Source organism: Aquimarina sp. MMG016, assembly GCF_018100805.1.
In the GTDB taxonomy this organism is placed as follows: Bacteria; Bacteroidota; Bacteroidia; order Flavobacteriales; family Flavobacteriaceae; genus Aquimarina.
This window is the reverse complement of record NZ_JAGJEA010000006.1, coordinates 41,005-58,913: the sequence shown is the minus strand read 5'-3', so window position 1 is coordinate 58,913 and position 17,909 is coordinate 41,005. Positions and strand designations below refer to the sequence as shown.

Genomic DNA, 17,909 nt, shown 5'->3' with positions numbered 1-17,909 from the left:
ATAAAAAATAATGTTTAATAAAAATTAACACATAGTGATTGTAAATAAAATGTTTGTAAGTATCTGTAAATCAATAATTAGCATTGTTTTAGCCTCTCTTGGATGTTGTAAGGGAGATGAATAAAGTATAATGGTTTAAGCTCAACAAAATAATTTTATACCGTAGATTATTTATGTTGTATTGATGTCTCAAAAATTTTGTTAAAATTTTATATAATTCTTAAAAAGTAACATTCAGAAAGAATGAGTTTGAATAAATATAGTAAACAAGTTACCCAAGATGACACACAACCAGCTGCACAGGCTATGCTTCATGCAATTGGTTTAACTGATGAAGATTTTAATAAACCATTGGTTGGTATAGCAAGTACAGGTTATGAAGGTAACCCTTGTAATATGCACCTTAATGATCTGGCCAAGTTGGTAAAAGAAGGAACACAGCAAGAAGATGTGGTCGGGTTAATATTTAATACAATTGGGGTAAGTGATGGAATTTCTATGGGTACTCCGGGAATGCGTTTTTCACTACCATCCAGAGATGTTATAGCAGATTCTATGGAAACTGTTGTGCAGGCTATGTCCTATGATGGAATGGTAACTGTAGTTGGGTGTGATAAAAATATGCCCGGTGCTTTGATGGCGATGCTTCGATTAAATCGCCCTTCAATTTTGGTATATGGAGGAACAATTGCTTCTGGATATCATGCAGGAAAAAAGTTGGATGTAGTTTCGGCTTTTGAGGCTTGGGGAGAAAAAGTAGCCGGTACTATTAATCAAACTGAGTACAAAAGTGTTATTGAAAAAGCTTGCCCGGGAGCTGGAGCTTGTGGTGGAATGTATACCGCAAATACTATGGCTTCTGCAATTGAAGCTTTAGGTATGTCTCTACCTTATAATTCTTCTAACCCTGCAATAAGTAATAATAAGGAAGAGGAAAGTATTGCAGCAGGTCGTGCGATGCGTTTACTTCTAGAAAAAGATATTAAACCTAAAGATATAGTTACCAAAAAATCTTTAGAAAATGCAATACGTTTAGTTACTGTGCTTGGTGGTTCTACCAATGCAGTGCTGCACTTCTTAGCAATTGCAAGAGCAGCAGATGTAGAATTTACTTTAGCAGATTTTCAAAGAATTAGTGATGAAACCCCATTCTTGGCGGATCTTAAGCCAAGTGGGAAATACCTCATGGAAGATGTACATGAGGTGGGTGGAATTCCTGCTGTATTAAAGTATTTGCTTAAGAAAGGGTTGCTACATGGAGATTGCTTAACTGTAACAGGGAGAACACTAGCAGAGAACTTATTAGATATTCCTGATCTATCAGAAGGTCAAGATGTAATTAAACCTTTAGAAAATCCAATTAAGCAAACTGGACATTTGAGAATCATGTTTGGTAACCTGTCAGAAGAAGGTTGTGTAGCTAAGATAACTGGTAAAGAAGGATTACGCTTTCGCGGAAAAGCAAAAGTTTTTGATAGCGAATATGATGCTAATGATGGAATCCGAGATGGAAAAGTAGAAAAAGGAGATGTGGTCGTCATTAGGTATGAAGGTCCAAAAGGAGGTCCTGGAATGCCTGAAATGCTAAAACCAACTGCTGCTATAATGGGAGCGGGATTAGGTAAGGATGTTGCTTTAATTACAGATGGAAGATTTTCTGGAGGAACACACGGGTTTGTTGTCGGACATATCACTCCTGAAGCTCAGGAAGGTGGTACGATTGCATTGGTCGAGGACGGTGATATTATCACCATTGATGCAGAGACCAATTCGATCACTGTGGATATTGATAAAGCCGAGCTCGAAAAAAGAAAAGCATCCTGGGTACAACCCCCTTTAAAATTCGAGAAAGGAGTATTGTATAAGTATGCACATACAGTATCATCGGCATCCCAAGGATGTGTAACGGATGAATTTTAACAGAATACTAATGCTAATAGCATTGGTTTGAATTGAATAGTCATTCCTATGAAGATAGGAGTCCAAATAAGATAGCGTATGGAAATACAAACGCAAACCATAAAAAAAGAAACTAAAGTGGCAACAAAACGTATGACCGGAGCTGAAGCCGTAATTAGATGCTTATTAGCTGAAGGTGTAGACTTGATCTATGGATATCCAGGAGGAGCGATTATGCCGGTTTATGATGAGTTATATAAGTTTCAGGATCAATTACATCATGTATTGACTCGTCATGAACAAGGAGCAACTCATGCAGCTCAGGGGTATGCCCGAGCTAGCGGAAAAGTAGGGGTTGCAGTAGCAACATCGGGTCCTGGAGCAACAAATTTTGTCACAGGGATTGCGGATGCACAGATCGATTCCACTCCAATGGTATGCATAACAGGTCAAGTAGGATCTCATCTATTGGGATCTGATGCTTTTCAGGAAACAGATATCATAGGTATTTCGACTCCAATTACAAAATGGAATCATCAAGTTACTAAAGCAGAGGATATTCCAACCGTTTTGGCAAAAGCGTTTTATATTGCCAAATCTGGTCGTCCGGGACCGGTATTAATTGATATCACCAAAGATGCTCAGTTTGGCGAATTGGATTTTGCTTATGAAAAGTGTAAAGGAATAAGAAGTTACTTACCAGTACCGGAAACAAATCCAGAAAGCATAAAAGAAGCTGCTGAGCTAATTAATAATGCAAAAAAACCTATGATCGTTTTTGGTCAAGGTGTAATACTTGGTGAGGCGGAAGAAGAGTTAAAAAGCTTTATTGAAAAGTCAGGAATTCCTTCGGCCTGGACAATTTTAGGACTTTCAGCATTACCAACAGCGCATCCTTTAAACGTGGGGATGGTGGGGATGCATGGTAATTATGGTCCAAACAAATTAACTAATGAATGTGACGTACTTCTTGCGATAGGAATGCGTTTTGATGATCGTGTTACCGGTAACCTTGAAACCTATGCAAAACAGGCAAAGGTGGTTCATTTTGAGATTGACCCTGCAGAAGTCGATAAAAATGTAAAAGCTGATGTAGCTGTAATGGGTAATGTGAAAAATACACTTGCTCAGATGCTTCCTTTGATTCAACCAAATTCATATGATGCTTGGTTACAAGAGTTCAAAGATTATGACAAAATCGAATTCGAAAAGGTAATCAAGGAAGAATTGTATCCTTCTAAAGAGGGACTTTCTATGGGGGAAGTACTCAGAGGAATTAATGAAGAGACTAAGGGTGATGCTATCATTGTATCTGATGTAGGGCAGCACCAAATGATTGCTTGCCGATATGCGGAGTTTAACAAAACTAAAAGTAATGTGACTTCTGGTGGATTAGGGACTATGGGATTTGCTTTACCAGCTGCGATTGGAGCCAAAATGGGAGCTCCTGAAAGAGAAGTTGTCACAATTATTGGTGATGGTGGATATCAAATGACCATACAGGAATTAGGGACTATTTTTCAAACCAGAGTACCGGTTAAGATTGTTGTGCTGAATAATGATTTCTTAGGAATGGTGCGTCAATGGCAACAGTTGTTTTTTGATAAAAGATATGCTTCTACAGAAATGGTGAATCCTGATTTTATAACTATTGCAAAAGGATATCATATTAAAGCTAAAAGAGTAACTAAAAGAGAGGATTTACAAGAGGCTATTTCAGAAATGATTGCTAGTGATCAGCCATACTTTTTAGAAGTATGTGTAGAAAAGGAGAATAATGTATTTCCAATGATCCCTACGGGAGCTTCGGTTTCAGATATCAGACTTGAATAATATGATTTTGTGATTCCTGAGAGAGTTGGAATCTACATAATAATATAATTATGGAAAAAGAAAATTTTACAATATCGGTATATACCGAAAATAATATAGGATTGCTGAATAGAATATCGGCTATCTTCCTGAAGCGTCATATCAATTTAGATAGTATGACAGCTTCTCAATCTGAGATTAAAGATGTATTTCGGTTTACAATTGCTGTAAAGGTTACTGAAGAACAAGTAAAAAAGATTGTTGGGCAAATAGAGAAGCAAATCGAGGTAATTAAAGCGTTTTACCATAAGGAAGAAGATATTATTTATCAAGAAACAGCTTTGTTCAAAGTGGATTCAAAATTGTTATTCGAAGAACGTCAAATTCAAAATGTTATCAAGAATAGTAATGCTAATATTGTTACTGTTACTCCAGAATTTTTTGTAATTGAGAAAACAGGAAGAAGAAGAGAAGTAGAGGCATTATATTGTAAGTTAGAACCTTATGGGTTGATGCAATTTGTACGTTCTGGAAGAATTGCAGTTACCAAAGATAAAATGGATATATCTAAAATATTAGAAAGTTTTGGAGAAGAAGCTGTGTAAGGGATAGTAGCGATATACTTTTTGGCAGCCATCTTCAATTGTTACATTGAGCTTGTCGAAGTGTTATGAAAGGAGGCAGATCAAAAAGTATATCGCGAATAGCCCGGTTTCGAATTTATTTCGGGATACACCCCAAGAAAATAAAACAACTATAATTAAAATTAAATCAATATTCCGAAAGGAAAAGACAACAAATTAATAAGGAAATGGCAAATTATTTCAATACGCTATCATTAAGAGATCAATTAACACAATTAGGGAAATGTAGATTTATGGATGCCTCTGAATTTTCAGAAGGTGTTGATGCATTAAAGGGAAAAAAAATTGTGATTATAGGTTGTGGTGCCCAGGGATTGAACCAAGGGTTAAATATGAGAGATTCAGGCTTGGATATCTCATACGCACTTCGTGAAGCTGCAATCAAAGAGAAAAGACAATCTTTTTATAATGCTTCTGATAATGGGTTCAATGTTGGGACATATGAAGAGTTAATACCTAACGCTGACGTAGTAATTAACCTTACACCAGATAAACAGCATACCCAAGTTGTTAATACTGTAATGCCCTTGATGAAAAAAGGAGCTACGCTTTCTTATTCTCATGGTTTTAATATCGTAGAAGAAGGCATGCAGATTCGTAAAGACCTTACTGTAATTATGGTAGCACCAAAATGTCCGGGATCGGAGGTTAGAGAAGAGTATAAGAGAGGGTTTGGTGTACCTACATTAATAGCAGTACACCCTGAGAATGATCCTCAAGGTCATGGATTGGCGCAAGCTAAAGCTTATGCAGTAGGAACTGGTGGAGATAGAGCAGGTGTTCTAGAGTCGTCTTTTGTGGCAGAAGTAAAATCAGACCTTATGGGAGAGCAAACCATACTTTGTGGATTGCTACAGACAGGATCTATCTTGTGTTTTGATAAAATGATTGAGAAAGGGATTGATGCTGGATACGCTTCTAAATTAATCCAATATGGATGGGAGACCATTACTGAAGGGATGAAGTATGGTGGAATTACCAATATGATGGATAGACTGTCTAATGTATCTAAAATCAAAGCTTTTGAATTATCAGAGGAATTAAAAGATATCATGCGTCCATTATTCCAAAAACATATGGACGACATTATGACTGGTCATTTTTCTAAAACGATGATGGAAGATTGGGCAAATGATGATAAAAACCTATTGTCCTGGAGAGCAACAACTGGTGAAACAGCTTTTGAAAAAACACCTGCAGGAAGTGATGAAATATCCGAACAAGAATTTTATGATCACGGAGTGCTCATGGTTGCTATGGTGAGAGCTGGTGTTGAATTAGCATTCGAAGCAATGACAGAATCTGGTATTATTGAGGAATCAGCTTACTATGAATCATTACATGAGACACCACTTATAGCAAATACTATTGCTCGTAAGAAGTTGTTCGAAATGAACCGAGTGATTTCTGATACTGCAGAGTATGGATGTTATTTATTTGATCATGCTTGTAAGCCTTTGCTAACAGATTTTATGAAAGGAATTGATACGAATGTGATTGGTAAAGAATACCTGAATGGTAGTACCGGAGTTGATAATGCAAAACTAATTGAGGTAAATGCAGCGATAAGAAATCATCCTATAGAAACTGTTGGGGCTAGATTAAGAGCATCAATGACTGCTATGAAGCCAATAGTGTAAAATATTTTGTTTAGCCTGGTCCGTTGAAGTTTTTGAGATGTGTATTGTGTAATCTTTGGCGGACTTAGGTTGACAAATTGTGAGAATTAGTATTTATGGATCTAGTAACCACGACATATTTTCCAGAATTAGAGGATATCCAAAAAGCAGCTTCTATAATCAAAGAAGTTTCAATGGTTACTCCTTTGATGAATAGTATTCGCTATTCTAGAAAGTATGATGCTAATATCTTGCTAAAACGAGAAGATCTTCAGCGTGTTCGTTCTTATAAGATTAGGGGTGCATTTAACAAAATTAGTTCTCTTACCGAAGAAGAACTTAAACGAGGAGTGGTTTGTGCCAGTGCAGGTAATCATGCACAAGGTGTAGCCTTTGCATGTGATCATTTAGGCATAGAAGGAACAATCTATATGCCTTCTGTAACGCCAAAGCAAAAAGTAGAACAAACACAAATGTTTGGAGGAGATCATGTGAAAATTATTCTCGAAGGGGATACATTTGATGACTCGTCAAAAGCAGCAATGCAAGCCTGTAGATCTGAAGGAAAAACTTTTGTACATCCTTTTGAAGATCCTAAAACAATTGAAGGTCAAGGTACTATTGGTCTTGAGATATTCAAGCAAGCTGATGTGCCTATTGATTATATTTTTGTAGCGATTGGTGGCGGAGGCTTAGCTTCAGGATTATGTGGGGCAATGAAAGCCTTATCTCCTAAAACTAAGATTATTGGAATTGAACCAAAAGGAGCTCCTTCTATGTTAACTTCAATTCAGAATAATAAGAATACTGAGATTTTTAATATTGATAAATTTATTGACGGAGCTGCGGTGCAAAAAGTTGGAGATATAAACTTTAATATTTGTAAGGAATATCTTTCTGATATTTATACAGTACCTGAAGGATTGGTGTGCCAAACGATTTTAGATCTATATAATAGAGATGCTATTGTGGTAGAACCTGCAGGAGCTTTAACTTTGGCTGCTTTAGAAGCATATAAGGATAAAATCAAAGATAAGAATGTGGTTTGTATTGTTAGCGGAAGTAATAATGATATTACACGTACTGCTGAAATAAAAGAAAGAGCGTTGCTTTATGCAGATCTAAAACATTATTTTATTGTTCGATTTCCACAGAGAGCAGGGGCCTTGAAACAATTTGTGGGCGAAGTTCTAGGGCCTAACGATGATATTACCCATTTTGAATATTCTAAAAAATCAAGTAGAGAAAATGGCCCTGCTGTTGTCGGAATTGAGCTAAAAGATCAAAATGATTTACAACCTTTGATTGGTAGAATGAAACGACTTAACTTCTTTGGAGATTACTTAAATAATAAACCTGATTTGTTTCAGTTTTTGGTTTAATATACTTTTTACTTATCGATTTTCACTACTTTTTTTGTGACTAATTTATTTGATTGAGTGGTGTTAAAAGTGAATAGGTATAATCCATTGGGTAATTCTGAAATATCAATGTTTTTAGTTGAAGTTTGGATGTTTTTGATCACTTTACCTAATCTGTCTTGAATTCTTAGATTATAATGTTTGTGGCTATTAGGAAAATCAATTCGAATAGTTCCTCTTGAAGGATTAGGATATACATTTACTTCTGCTTCGTTAATTGTTCGCGAAAGTATTGATAATGTAGAGTTTTCCGTAATAGAAAAATCAGCGAATAAGACCTCTTCATCTCTTAATTGAGATGAATTATTGAGACTTCGATATATTCCCCATTTTGGTCTGATAAAATCAGCTTGAGTTTTCCACATTCTGATATTATTGTCGCTATAGTTAAGTATTTGATTTCCTGTATTGACATTGTTTATAATGATTTGATATTTTCCATTTTCACCGTAGGTTACAGTCTCGATAACCTCTACCCAGTTTCCTTTTAATAAAGATAGTTCTATGGTGGTTAGTGTAGTCTGAGAAGTGCTTTCTGCATATCTTAGTTCTAATCGATCTGGAGAAGCTTTTCTGGCTGTAAGTGTAATAAGAGGCATACTATCTTCAGTTCCGCCTACCGCTTTTAATTGATGAAGATGAGTGAAACTAGTTGAAGACTGAAAATTATTATCAATTTTAAATTTCCATTTATATTCAACTATTTCATCAGTAACTCCTAGAAGATTGTCTGGCGATTGATCATAGGTTTTTATTTCGTTTCGTTGTCTATCAAAATTTTTACATCGATCATTATCATTTGATATGTGTATACTAAACTTGAATACATTATCATTAAGATCTGCATCAAAAACTTCAGAAATATGCTCCCCAAAGGATGAATGATTATCACAACTACCATCAACTTCTCCAGGAGATTCAATAGGATTATGTCCGGGCGCTAAAACTGAAGTGATAAGTTCATACGTTTGACCGGGTCCATCTGCTTTTAAAGTAACTTGTCCCTGAAGTCCAAAACTTACCATAAGTATGAAAAGAATAGTATTTGATTTCATAGAGTTAGATAGGGTATTTTATCCTTTCAAATTAATATTGTTGTTCAAATTATGAGAAGAATAACTGAATAACAGAAAACAAGAAGGAGTAAAAAAGTAAAAGTGTAATAGTCAGTCTATTTTTTGCAATTTGCTTTTTCATTTTTAAGTTTTATTAATGAAACTTTATTGTAGGAACTACTGTTTATTTGATCAAAGTGTTTAGTGTTGTGAATGGTTAAAACTTTGTTATCGTCAATAATGTTTAGTTTTTTACCCGCATTGCATATACCAAAAGAAAAATATGTTATATAAAACAGGGTCTAAAAAGTAACTTTACAATGTCAAATTGAGCCTGTCGAAGTTGTTAACTTATTAACTTTAAAAATGTCTTCGACAAGCTCTGACTGACAATTTTAGGTTTTAAAGACTTTTTAGACATCCTCTTTAGTATTATAATTTTATAAACTTTACGGTTTCGGTTATGTTATCAACTAATTCGACTTGAAGAATATATATACCATTAGTCAAACCGGCGATATCAACATCATTTACTTTTGAATAAAGTGATAATTGTCCGGCAATATTGAAAATATTAATATTTTTTAATGCAAAATCATTTGTTCGAACAGAAAGTGAATTACCAGACTGATAGATATTAATTTTGGTATTTTTACCTGAAGTAAAATTAGAAACACTTAAAATATTAACGTTGTTTGCCACACCTGGACTACCTTTTTGATTTGTATCAGTTTCGTATTCAGTTATAGAATAGCTCCAGTTAGCTGCTATGTCGTTATCAGTTGCGGTAAGTTCAGTAGGTGACAATATAAAACTAGTTCTAGAACTGCCACCCTGAGGTGGAAAATCATGATCTGTGTCCTGAGCTTCTACACAGGTAGATATATTGTATCCGTAATCATACTCTACTGTGTCTACTAGAGTAGTTCCATCTGCCTTAAAGATTGAAACACCATCCGGACAAGCTGAATCACCAACATCACTATAACTTGACTCATTATTAAAGCTTGGTTTTTTATAATCATATACATAATCCGGAATAATTCCTCCGTGCGCATCTGGAATATAAAATCCAGTAAACATTGCATACTCACCAGCTCCTAAGGTAAAAGATCCTATTACTGTAGATGCACTACTTGAAGATTCATCTTGTATAACCCAACCGGTCATATCTATACTAGAAGCGGTAGTATTATATATTTCAAACCATTCTGTGTGCCCCTCATTTGGAGTCATATCACCGGAGAAACCTGCGTTTTCCGGAAGTAGTAATGCAGCATCTAGTTGCATTTGAGAAGGTTTTTGAGGTCTATTGTGTATTTCTGTTATGATAACTTCACCTGTGCCCTGAGCAAAGATCGAACAACTAGCTAATAGACTAATTGAAAGTAGTAATTTTTTCATAATTAGTTTTTAGATTTCTATATTTTAAAATTTTGGTCAACCAAATTGGTTAACCAAATATAATAAATTATTTCTATAAAACATAAATTGTTTTTAATCAGATGATTGCTTGCTAAAAAGATGTTTTAGAGAAGTATAAGGTTATTAGATATTTAGTTTTTATACAGTAGGGTCGCAGTAAAAGAGAAGCCCTCATATTTGTTTAAGACAAGGGTTTCATCATTTCTAATTCAAAACTAAATAAACAATAATATGATTTCTTTATGTAACGTTGGTATTATTTATTTTTCTTGTTTTTTCTTTAAAAATTATCATTGTCATAGGGTAACATTTTTGTGGTATAAGACATTAAGAGTATTAAATTAGAAACTATAGAAACCAAAAAGATAAGCTACATAAGTTATGAAGAAAATATTGTTAGTAATCACCCTTAGTGTTTTTTCCGTTTTGGGTATTCATTCACAAGAAACATCAAACTCAATTAAAGTTAATCCTGCGGCATTATGGGATGGCTCTGATTTATTATCTTATGAAAGGGCAATTACAAAACATTCTTCATTATTATTAGGTGCCGGAATAGGTGGATTTAAAATTGGTGGTTTAAAATATAAATCCAAAGGAGCCTCTTTACAATATCGATACTACTTTACAAAGTCTATGAATAAATTCTATTTTGGAGGACTAATCCATTATCAAAACGGAATAGTTGAAACGGGAGAGGCGGAAGTTATCAATTTTTTTTTAACACTCTTACCCATCAATCAAGACATTAACTTTGATTCGCTAGGTACCGGTCTTAAAACAGGTTATCAACTAGTAAATAAAGATGGTTTAACATTAGATCTCAATTTAGGAATTAGTTATATGTCCTTCGATTACAAGGAAAAGTCAGGATTGTATACTGTAGAATTACAAGAAAATGGTATCATCCCAACCTTTGGATTAGGTATTGGGTATTTATGGTAATCGTTAATGAAATGTGTTTTTAATCAGATTATTACTTGTTGAAAAGTGTTTAGAGAAACATAAGGTTATTATGAATATTTAGTTTTGATACCAGTATAATCGTAGTAAAAGAGAAGCCCTCATATTTATTTTATACAAGGGCTTCATCATTTCTAATTCAAAACTAAATAAACAATAATATGATTTCTTTATATTGGCTTTATGTATTGTTGGTATTATCTATTTTCTTTTTTGTACTCTTAAGTTTTTTACAATTGTGATTGATTTTTGGGTAAGTTTAGTAATGCTATTATGATCAAAATTACCTTCCTTATTTTTAACAATGAGTTTAGACCCCATACCAACACAGTATGCACCTGCTTTAAACCAGGTACTTAAGTTTTCTTCTTCCGGACTGACACCTCCACTCGGCATAATACTAGACCAGGGACAGGGAGCTTTAATACTTTTAATAAAATTAGGGCCACCAACTTCAGCTGCCGGAAAAATTTTCACAATTTCTGCTCCTAATTCTTCGGCATAGCTAATTTCGGATAGTGTTCCACAACCAGGCAGCCAAGCTATTTTTCTACGATTACAGACTTTAGCAATATCTGGATTGAGAACTGGGGAGACAATAAAATTAGCTCCGTTCTGAATATATAGAGAAGCTGTTCCTGCATCTACAATAGAACCTACTCCTAAAATCATTCCAGGTAATTCAGTAATAATCCATTTAGAAAGCTCTGAAAAAATGTCCTGAGCATGGTCACCTCTGTTGGTAAATTCGAACACTCTTGCGCCACCATCATAACATGATTTTATAACTTTCTTTACAATATTCAAATCTTGATGATAGAACAAAGGAACTATTCCTGTGGATCCCATGACTTGTGCGACTTCAATTCTGGTATATTGTGCCATATTATCTTACAATTCTTCCGGTTAAGTTTCCTTGAATAATTTGTAGTACCTCTTTTTCGGTAACAAGATTTGCATCTCCTTCTATAGTATGTTTAATTGCGCATGCAGCATTAGCAAACTCGAGCGCCATAATATCATCGTAGTGCAGTAAACCATGTATTAACCCTGCAGCATAAGCATCACCTGTGCCAATTCTATCGATCACATGGGTGATTTCTAATTCGTCAGTTTCTGCATATTCATTACCGTTCCACATTCGGGCTCTTATTTTATGCCAATTTGCATTAAGAGATGTTCTGGTTTTATCAAATACTTTTTTGATGTTTTGATGTTCATTGATTAATAATTTACTACCAGCAACAAAGCCTTCTTTAGTATGAGAAAATGTGGTAGTGAATAATTCATTAATTTCATTTGGTCCTCCAATAAAAATAGTAGACATACCAACAAGCTCATTAAGGGTATCAATTGCATTTTTTTCGTAATTCCATAAATTACTTCTATATGCAGGATCTGCTGAAATGGTTATTCCTTTGTCATTAGCTACCTTAAGACCATCTTTAAGTGCTTGATATGCATTATAAGATAGGGCAGGAGTGATACCTGTCCAATGAAACCAATTACAATCTTCAAGAATTGTATGCCAGTCTATCTGTTTTGGATCAATATTGCTAAATGCTGTATTAGACCTATTATAAGATATAGTACTAGACCTCATTACAGCTCCGACTTCTAGAAAATATAATCCCAAGGGATGATTTGAATCAATAATTGCACTAATGTCTACACCAAATTTTTGGAGAAAGCTTTTTACAGCGTCCCCTACAAAATCATTAGATACAGCAGTTATATGCTGCGTTTTATTACCTAATTGTGAAAGTGAAATAGCCACATTAGCCTCTGTCCCGCCAAAGTAGTACTCTAGTTGATTAGATTGTTTTAATTTTTTATTTCCCAGTGGAGCTATTCTCATTAAAACTTCTCCAAAGGTTACTACTTTACTCATTTTAGTTTTAATTTATGGTCATTAAGAATGAAACATTAGCTAATAAGTTCATCTTTCATTTATACTAGCATCGGTTCTTATTAATGAAGAGGATGAAATACTAGTTTGATAAGCCATTACTTAAATATATGTATAATTCTTTATTTTTACTTAAATACCCAAAGCTTGTCCTCCACCAATTTGAATAGTTTCTGCTGTTATAAAAGCAGCGTCATTGCTTGCTAAGAAAGAAACAACAGAAGCTACATCTTCTGGTTGACCTAATCTTCCTAATAGAATATTATTTTTCCAGGAAGCAAAAACTTCTGGCTTTGTTGATTTAATTTGGGCATGGAATGGAGTATCAATCGTACCAGGTGATACTGCATTTACTCTAATACCGTATTCTGCCAGGTCTTTAGCTAATGCTCTGGTTATTGCATTAACAGCTGCTTTAGAAGTTCCATATATTCCTGCTCCAGGTCCTCCTGCAGTCCATCCGGCATTAGATGTATAATTAATAATAGAAGCATTTTCTCCTTTTTTAAGAAATGGAATAGCAGCTCTTGAGGCAAAAAATGTTGAGTCTAAGTTTAACGCCATTACAGATCTGTAAAATTCTGTAGTCATTTCTTCAAATCTGGATCTTCCACCTAATCCTCCGGCATTATTCACCAGTACATCAATTTTGCCATACTTTTCTCCAATTGCATTTATGTTAGAAGTTACAGCTTCTTCATTTGTAACGTCAAATCCATAATACTCAGCAGTTATTCCTTGGGCAGTAAGTTCTTCAACTCTTTGGGCTCCTTTATCATCTTCTATACCGTTTAAAATTACAATATATCCATCGTTGCCTAATCTTTTTGCAACTTCAAAACCAATACCACCGGTAGCTCCAGTTACAATGGCAACTTTTCCTTTTACATTCATTTTTTAAATAATTATTAAGTTAGTTTTTTAATTTTTCTCTTTTAATGGTTGAATATTACGGCATAAAATCCATACGCTCGCCAAAACTATTAAAGTCAAAACGGCTCCAACTATAAATGCCGGGGTGTAATTCCCTCCAGCTGTTAAAGTGGATACTAATGCGGTAAGACCTACCCCGGCAAATTTTGCCGACATTCCAGATAAACCAGATAGAGTTCCAACTGTCTTTTTGCCAAATAAATCACTTGGTAATGTTTGTATATTGCCAATAGCCGTTTGGAATCCGAAAAGAATAACTGCCATAATTAATACGGCATTGACTGGGCTTCCGGGATCGGACAATAAGTAAAAACACGGTAACATAATTAAACAACCTAAGGTGATAACAGACTTTCTGGTTTTATTGATATTCCAACCTGATTTAATACGATTTTGAGCCAACAATCCTCCAAACCATGCGCCAATCATTGCTCCAACGTATGGGACCCAGCCATAGATTCCAACTGCTTTAACATCCATACCATATACTTCTGATAGATAGATAGGAATCCAGAATACAAACAGCCACCAAATAGGATCGATTGCTGCTGATGCAAAAATTACACCCCAACTTTCTTTATGGGATAACATTTTTCCGGTTTCTGGATTATATTCATCAGGTTGATTATTATCTTCAACTTGGCCTATATTTTTTGATTTGTCAAGAATATAATTCCGTTCTTTTTCTGTAAGCCAAGGGTGTTTTCCTGGTGGGGCTTTCATTATTAGCATCCAAGGAATTAACCATAGTAATCCCATAAGTCCTATGATTACAAATATCATTTGCCAGCTAAAATGAATGGTCATAAAAGCGATTGCAGGAATTGATATAATACCTCCAATAGCGGCACCCGAGTTGAAAATTCCTTGGGCAAAAGCACGTTCTTTGGATGGAAACCACTCTGCATTTCCTTTTGCAGCACCTGGCCAATTTCCAGCTTCAGCAACACCAAGAATAGACCTAAAGATTGAAAAGCTTAGAAAACCTTTTGCTAATGCGTGTAGTGCGGTAGCTAGGGACCAAAAACCTATTGACAGTGCAAAACCTAAACGGGTTCCTATTTTATCAAAAATCTTTCCGAAAATTGCTTGACCAAAAGCATAGGAGAATAAGAAAATTGAGGAGATCCAACCGTAGATATCTTTTCTTTCGTCTGTGGACTTGTCAGGGTATAAATCTTCAGCAATATCTGGCCACAAAACACTAAGTGATTGCCTGTCAATGTAGTTTATAATGGTTGCTAACGCTATTAAACCAATAATCCACCATCTTAATCCTTTTATTTTCATATATTTTTTTATTGAGAATGTTTTTTGAAAAAGTGCTAAGAACTTTTACTCAAAATAGTAGCAAAGCTCATCAACTCCTATTTTATTTTATGATTCTATTTAACCTTTCGGGCGTTTTAAATACGAATTATTAACTTGAAGATTAAAATGATTAGAATTTGAATTTTGTTTACAATGTTTCTTTTTTAACTTTTTTGGTTATAGCAATATTGATATAATATCTTGAAGTGTTTTTTCATTTTCTCCTTGGCTAATTTTGGATCTTGATTTTTAATTGCTTCATAAATGTCATTATGTTCTTGAATGCCTAAAAAAGCTTGATTATTATTACATACATGGTATTTTTCGAAGTTGGTTATGATCTCCGGAGTGATGATTAACATAAAAGTATTCATGGTGCTGTTTCCACTTGCTTTTGCAATAGCTAAATGAAATAATAAATCTTCTTGTACTGCGTCCTGTCCGGCTACAACCTTATTAGAATATGCATCAAGTGCCTCTTTCATAAGCCGTAGATCGTCTTCTGTTCTTCTTAAAGCAGCTAGTCGAGCGGTTTTCAATTCTAATAGTATACGAGTTTCTACTAAAGATTTAAAATCAGGATCATCCAATCTGAGAATATCTTCTATCATACCATTCATAGCGGTTACACCAATATTAGCTACAAAAGTTCCGCTTTGTGGCATTGACTTTAGTAAACCATAAAACTCTAATTTTTGAATTGCATCTCTGATGTTACTTCTGCTAACCCCAAACTTTTCTGATAAAGTTCTTTCCGAAGGAAGTTTGTCACCAGGTTCTAAATTTTTATAATTAATCAAATCTCTTATTTCAGAAATGATTTTTTTTTGAATTTCCTGATTCTCAGTTTTCGTAAGGATTTCTAATTTCATAGCTGAAATATATGTTAATAAAAATTGGTTAACCAGATTGGTATACCAAATTTATAAAATTATTATCTATAATAAAAATATTAAGTGGGCTATATGAATTAATTTATAGCCAATTGTAATTATTAATTAATGTGATACCTCAAGTTGATAGTATTTGACTTTTGCATAAGCTCCTTTATCTTTAGTTCCTAGGTAGTTACCCGCTTTAAAGTAATTTTCAAAAACTCCCCATCTTTTAATGTTAAAATCTTTATACACAGCAAATTCATTATCATTTAACGAAACCACCATTTTTCCCTTGGATACTTTTACTTCTAAAATGAACTTTTTAAATCCTACTTTTTCCTTAAAAGTATATCCTTCATCATCTGTCCAGGCATCGGTTTTTAAAATCTCTGTTGGCGAAGCACTTGGGTTTTTTAATACTTTCGTTTTAACTCTAATTTTGCCATCTTTCCAATAAATTTTTAATATCGGAGGAGCATTATTATCCTTTTGTCCTATCAAATCACGTTGTTCATTGGTTAATCTACCATGGATTTGCATTATAATAGTTTTGTGATATTTTCCTTTTTTGTCTTTAGATATATCTCCCATTCTGAGTTTTCCCCTCATTTTTCCACCTTGCTCAAAAGTCCAGTTTACGTTATTATCTCCAGGAACCATTTGTTCTCTAAGTTCGGACCGGGAATATTTGGTATTCGCAGTTTTGGAGCTGGGAAAGGCGTAAAATACAAGTGATCCATCAGTAGAATCATTATACATGTATTTCTTAAGCGATTCATTATTAGCATAATCCAAAATTTCTGGAGGTTCTACTTCATCTGGTTTCCCAATCGGTAAGGTTACTTTCCAATGACTCAAGTCTATTTTAGGTAAACGGTATTTCTTTTTCTTTTTTCTTTTTTCCTTTTTAACATTCGAATCTGTAACGCTACTTGTCTGGGCATGACAAGTAGTGTTAACAGATAGAAATACTATTACTAAAAATGGTAATATATTTTTTTGAATGTTTTTCATTTGATACTTATTCATTAATAGCTGTAATGGTTATAGAATCTGCACGTATTTCTTCATCTCCACTGTTATAACCAAAGTCACCACCGCCACCACCAGTAGCTGGGCCTCCGATACCTCTTATGAAGAGAGCAACACTATCATTAGCTCCTGCATTAAATATATAGGTGTAAGTAATATAGCTATCATCGCTTGGATTAGCTTGTGTCTCAACTAAAAGATTATTTGCAGGATCTTCGACTTGTGAAATTGAAGCATAACCAAAACCATCTTGAGGAAAAGCGGCAGTATCAGTATAATAGGTTGGAGTATAACCGCTCGTATAGCCTGAGCCTGCTAAAACTCTTAATTCTAGCATACTTGGAAACGAACCACCTTCTGGACTTTTAAAAGATGTCACTATTTGTATTGTATAATCCGCGTTAGGTACAACTTCAAATTCTTGATAAATATGATCAGGTTCATTATTGTCAAATTTAAGAACATTATCAGAACCTCCATTGCCTGAACTAGATTCTCCTTGATCCCCAATACTCTTATTAATCCATCCTGAACAAGTACAATCAGAACCTGAAGATTTAGGAAGTTTGTCAAAATCAGCGTTAACTAAAATAGGGTCAGGAACATCTGGTTCTTCCGGCTCTATAACCTCAATATCTAGTGAGAATGTGCTTGTCACACCCAGAGCATCTGATGCTGTTAGTGTTACTGTATATGTGCCTTCTGCTGGATACATATTTACCCCGTCCTTTTCTGTAGAAGTATTTCCATCACCAAAATCCCATGCAAATGTCGTTGCACTAGTAGAAAGGTTGGCGAAATCATATCTTAGAAAATCCAAAGCGCTTTGGGTTGCCGTAAAATTAGCAGCAGGAGGGGTTTCATCCGGAATTGAACCTGCTTCGGGTAAATCAAATTCATAATCACACGATGTCATAAAAGTGGATGTGACAACAGCTAAAATCAACAATACTGCTGTATTGAATGATTTTCTTAATATTTTAGAATTAATCATAATGACTGTTTTTT

At 34.5% G+C, this 17,909-nt stretch carries 15 protein-coding genes; 6 read left to right on the top strand and 9 right to left on the bottom strand.

Features of this window, described 5'->3' with window-relative positions; all coding sequences use genetic code 11:
• The first annotated feature begins 243 nt into the window (after positions 1-243).
• The 5 genes from ilvD (at position 244) to ilvA (ending at position 7,356) form a co-directional block, all read left to right on the top strand.
• Positions 244-1,920 carry a dihydroxy-acid dehydratase gene (gene ilvD, locus J8M14_RS13225; protein WP_211075189.1) on the top strand — a complete coding sequence of 559 codons (1,677 nt, stop codon included), beginning with the start codon at positions 244-246 and terminating at the stop codon, positions 1,918-1,920.
• A gap of 78 nt (positions 1,921-1,998) precedes the next feature.
• Complete coding sequence (ilvB, locus tag J8M14_RS13220) at positions 1,999-3,732, top strand: biosynthetic-type acetolactate synthase large subunit (RefSeq protein WP_211075187.1); 1,734 nt, start codon at positions 1,999-2,001, stop codon at positions 3,730-3,732.
• 50 nt (positions 3,733-3,782) lie between these two features.
• Positions 3,783-4,316, top strand: coding sequence for an acetolactate synthase small subunit (gene ilvN, locus J8M14_RS13215; protein WP_211075186.1), 534 nt, complete (start codon positions 3,783-3,785; stop codon positions 4,314-4,316).
• A 206-nt stretch (positions 4,317-4,522) separates the two neighbouring features.
• Positions 4,523-5,995, top strand: coding sequence for a ketol-acid reductoisomerase (gene ilvC, locus J8M14_RS13210; protein ID WP_211075185.1), 1,473 nt, complete (start codon positions 4,523-4,525; stop codon positions 5,993-5,995).
• A gap of 95 nt (positions 5,996-6,090) precedes the next feature.
• Positions 6,091-7,356, top strand: coding sequence for a threonine ammonia-lyase (ilvA, locus tag J8M14_RS13205; protein WP_211075183.1), 1,266 nt, complete (start codon positions 6,091-6,093; stop codon positions 7,354-7,356).
• A gap of 8 nt (positions 7,357-7,364) precedes the next feature.
• Here ilvA and J8M14_RS13200 read toward each other — a convergent pair whose 3' ends face one another.
• Positions 7,365-8,450 carry a T9SS type A sorting domain-containing protein gene (locus J8M14_RS13200; RefSeq protein WP_211075182.1) on the bottom strand — a complete coding sequence of 362 codons (1,086 nt, stop codon included), beginning with the start codon at positions 8,448-8,450 and terminating at the stop codon, positions 7,365-7,367.
• Between the two features lie 432 nt (positions 8,451-8,882).
• A complete protein-coding gene (locus tag J8M14_RS13195) occupies positions 8,883-9,854 on the bottom strand; it encodes a lamin tail domain-containing protein (protein ID WP_211075179.1) in 972 nt (323 codons plus the stop codon).
• Positions 9,855-10,256: 402 nt separating this feature from the next.
• Here J8M14_RS13195 and J8M14_RS13190 point away from each other — a divergent pair, with 402 nt between their 5' ends.
• A complete protein-coding gene (locus tag J8M14_RS13190; protein ID WP_211075176.1) occupies positions 10,257-10,820 on the top strand; it encodes a DUF3575 domain-containing protein in 564 nt (187 codons plus the stop codon).
• A gap of 219 nt (positions 10,821-11,039) precedes the next feature.
• Here the strand turns inward: J8M14_RS13190 and J8M14_RS13185 are convergent, their stop codons facing one another.
• The 7 genes from J8M14_RS13185 to J8M14_RS13155 all read right to left on the bottom strand — a co-directional run bounded on the left by J8M14_RS13185 (position 11,040) and on the right by J8M14_RS13155 (position 17,895).
• Positions 11,040-11,723 carry a bifunctional 4-hydroxy-2-oxoglutarate aldolase/2-dehydro-3-deoxy-phosphogluconate aldolase gene (locus J8M14_RS13185; protein ID WP_211075174.1) on the bottom strand — a complete coding sequence of 228 codons (684 nt, stop codon included), beginning with the start codon at positions 11,721-11,723 and terminating at the stop codon, positions 11,040-11,042.
• A 1-nt stretch (position 11,724) separates the two neighbouring features.
• Complete coding sequence (locus J8M14_RS13180; RefSeq protein ID WP_211075173.1) at positions 11,725-12,729, bottom strand: sugar kinase; 1,005 nt, start codon at positions 12,727-12,729, stop codon at positions 11,725-11,727.
• A 150-nt stretch (positions 12,730-12,879) separates the two neighbouring features.
• Positions 12,880-13,641 carry an SDR family NAD(P)-dependent oxidoreductase gene (locus J8M14_RS13175; RefSeq protein ID WP_211075171.1) on the bottom strand — a complete coding sequence of 254 codons (762 nt, stop codon included), beginning with the start codon at positions 13,639-13,641 and terminating at the stop codon, positions 12,880-12,882.
• Positions 13,642-13,668: 27 nt separating this feature from the next.
• Positions 13,669-14,970: an MFS transporter gene (locus J8M14_RS13170; RefSeq protein WP_211075169.1), complete on the bottom strand. Its 1,302-nt coding sequence runs from the start codon at positions 14,968-14,970 to the stop codon at positions 13,669-13,671.
• 185 nt (positions 14,971-15,155) lie between these two features.
• Entirely contained in the window at positions 15,156-15,863 is a 708-nt protein-coding gene (locus J8M14_RS13165) for a FadR/GntR family transcriptional regulator (protein ID WP_211075167.1), read from the bottom strand.
• 126 nt (positions 15,864-15,989) lie between these two features.
• Entirely contained in the window at positions 15,990-16,883 is an 894-nt protein-coding gene (locus tag J8M14_RS13160; RefSeq protein WP_211075165.1) for a polysaccharide lyase family 7 protein, read from the bottom strand.
• A gap of 7 nt (positions 16,884-16,890) precedes the next feature.
• Positions 16,891-17,895, bottom strand: coding sequence for a PKD domain-containing protein (locus J8M14_RS13155; protein ID WP_211075163.1), 1,005 nt, complete (start codon positions 17,893-17,895; stop codon positions 16,891-16,893).
• Positions 17,896-17,909: the final 14 nt, after the last annotated feature.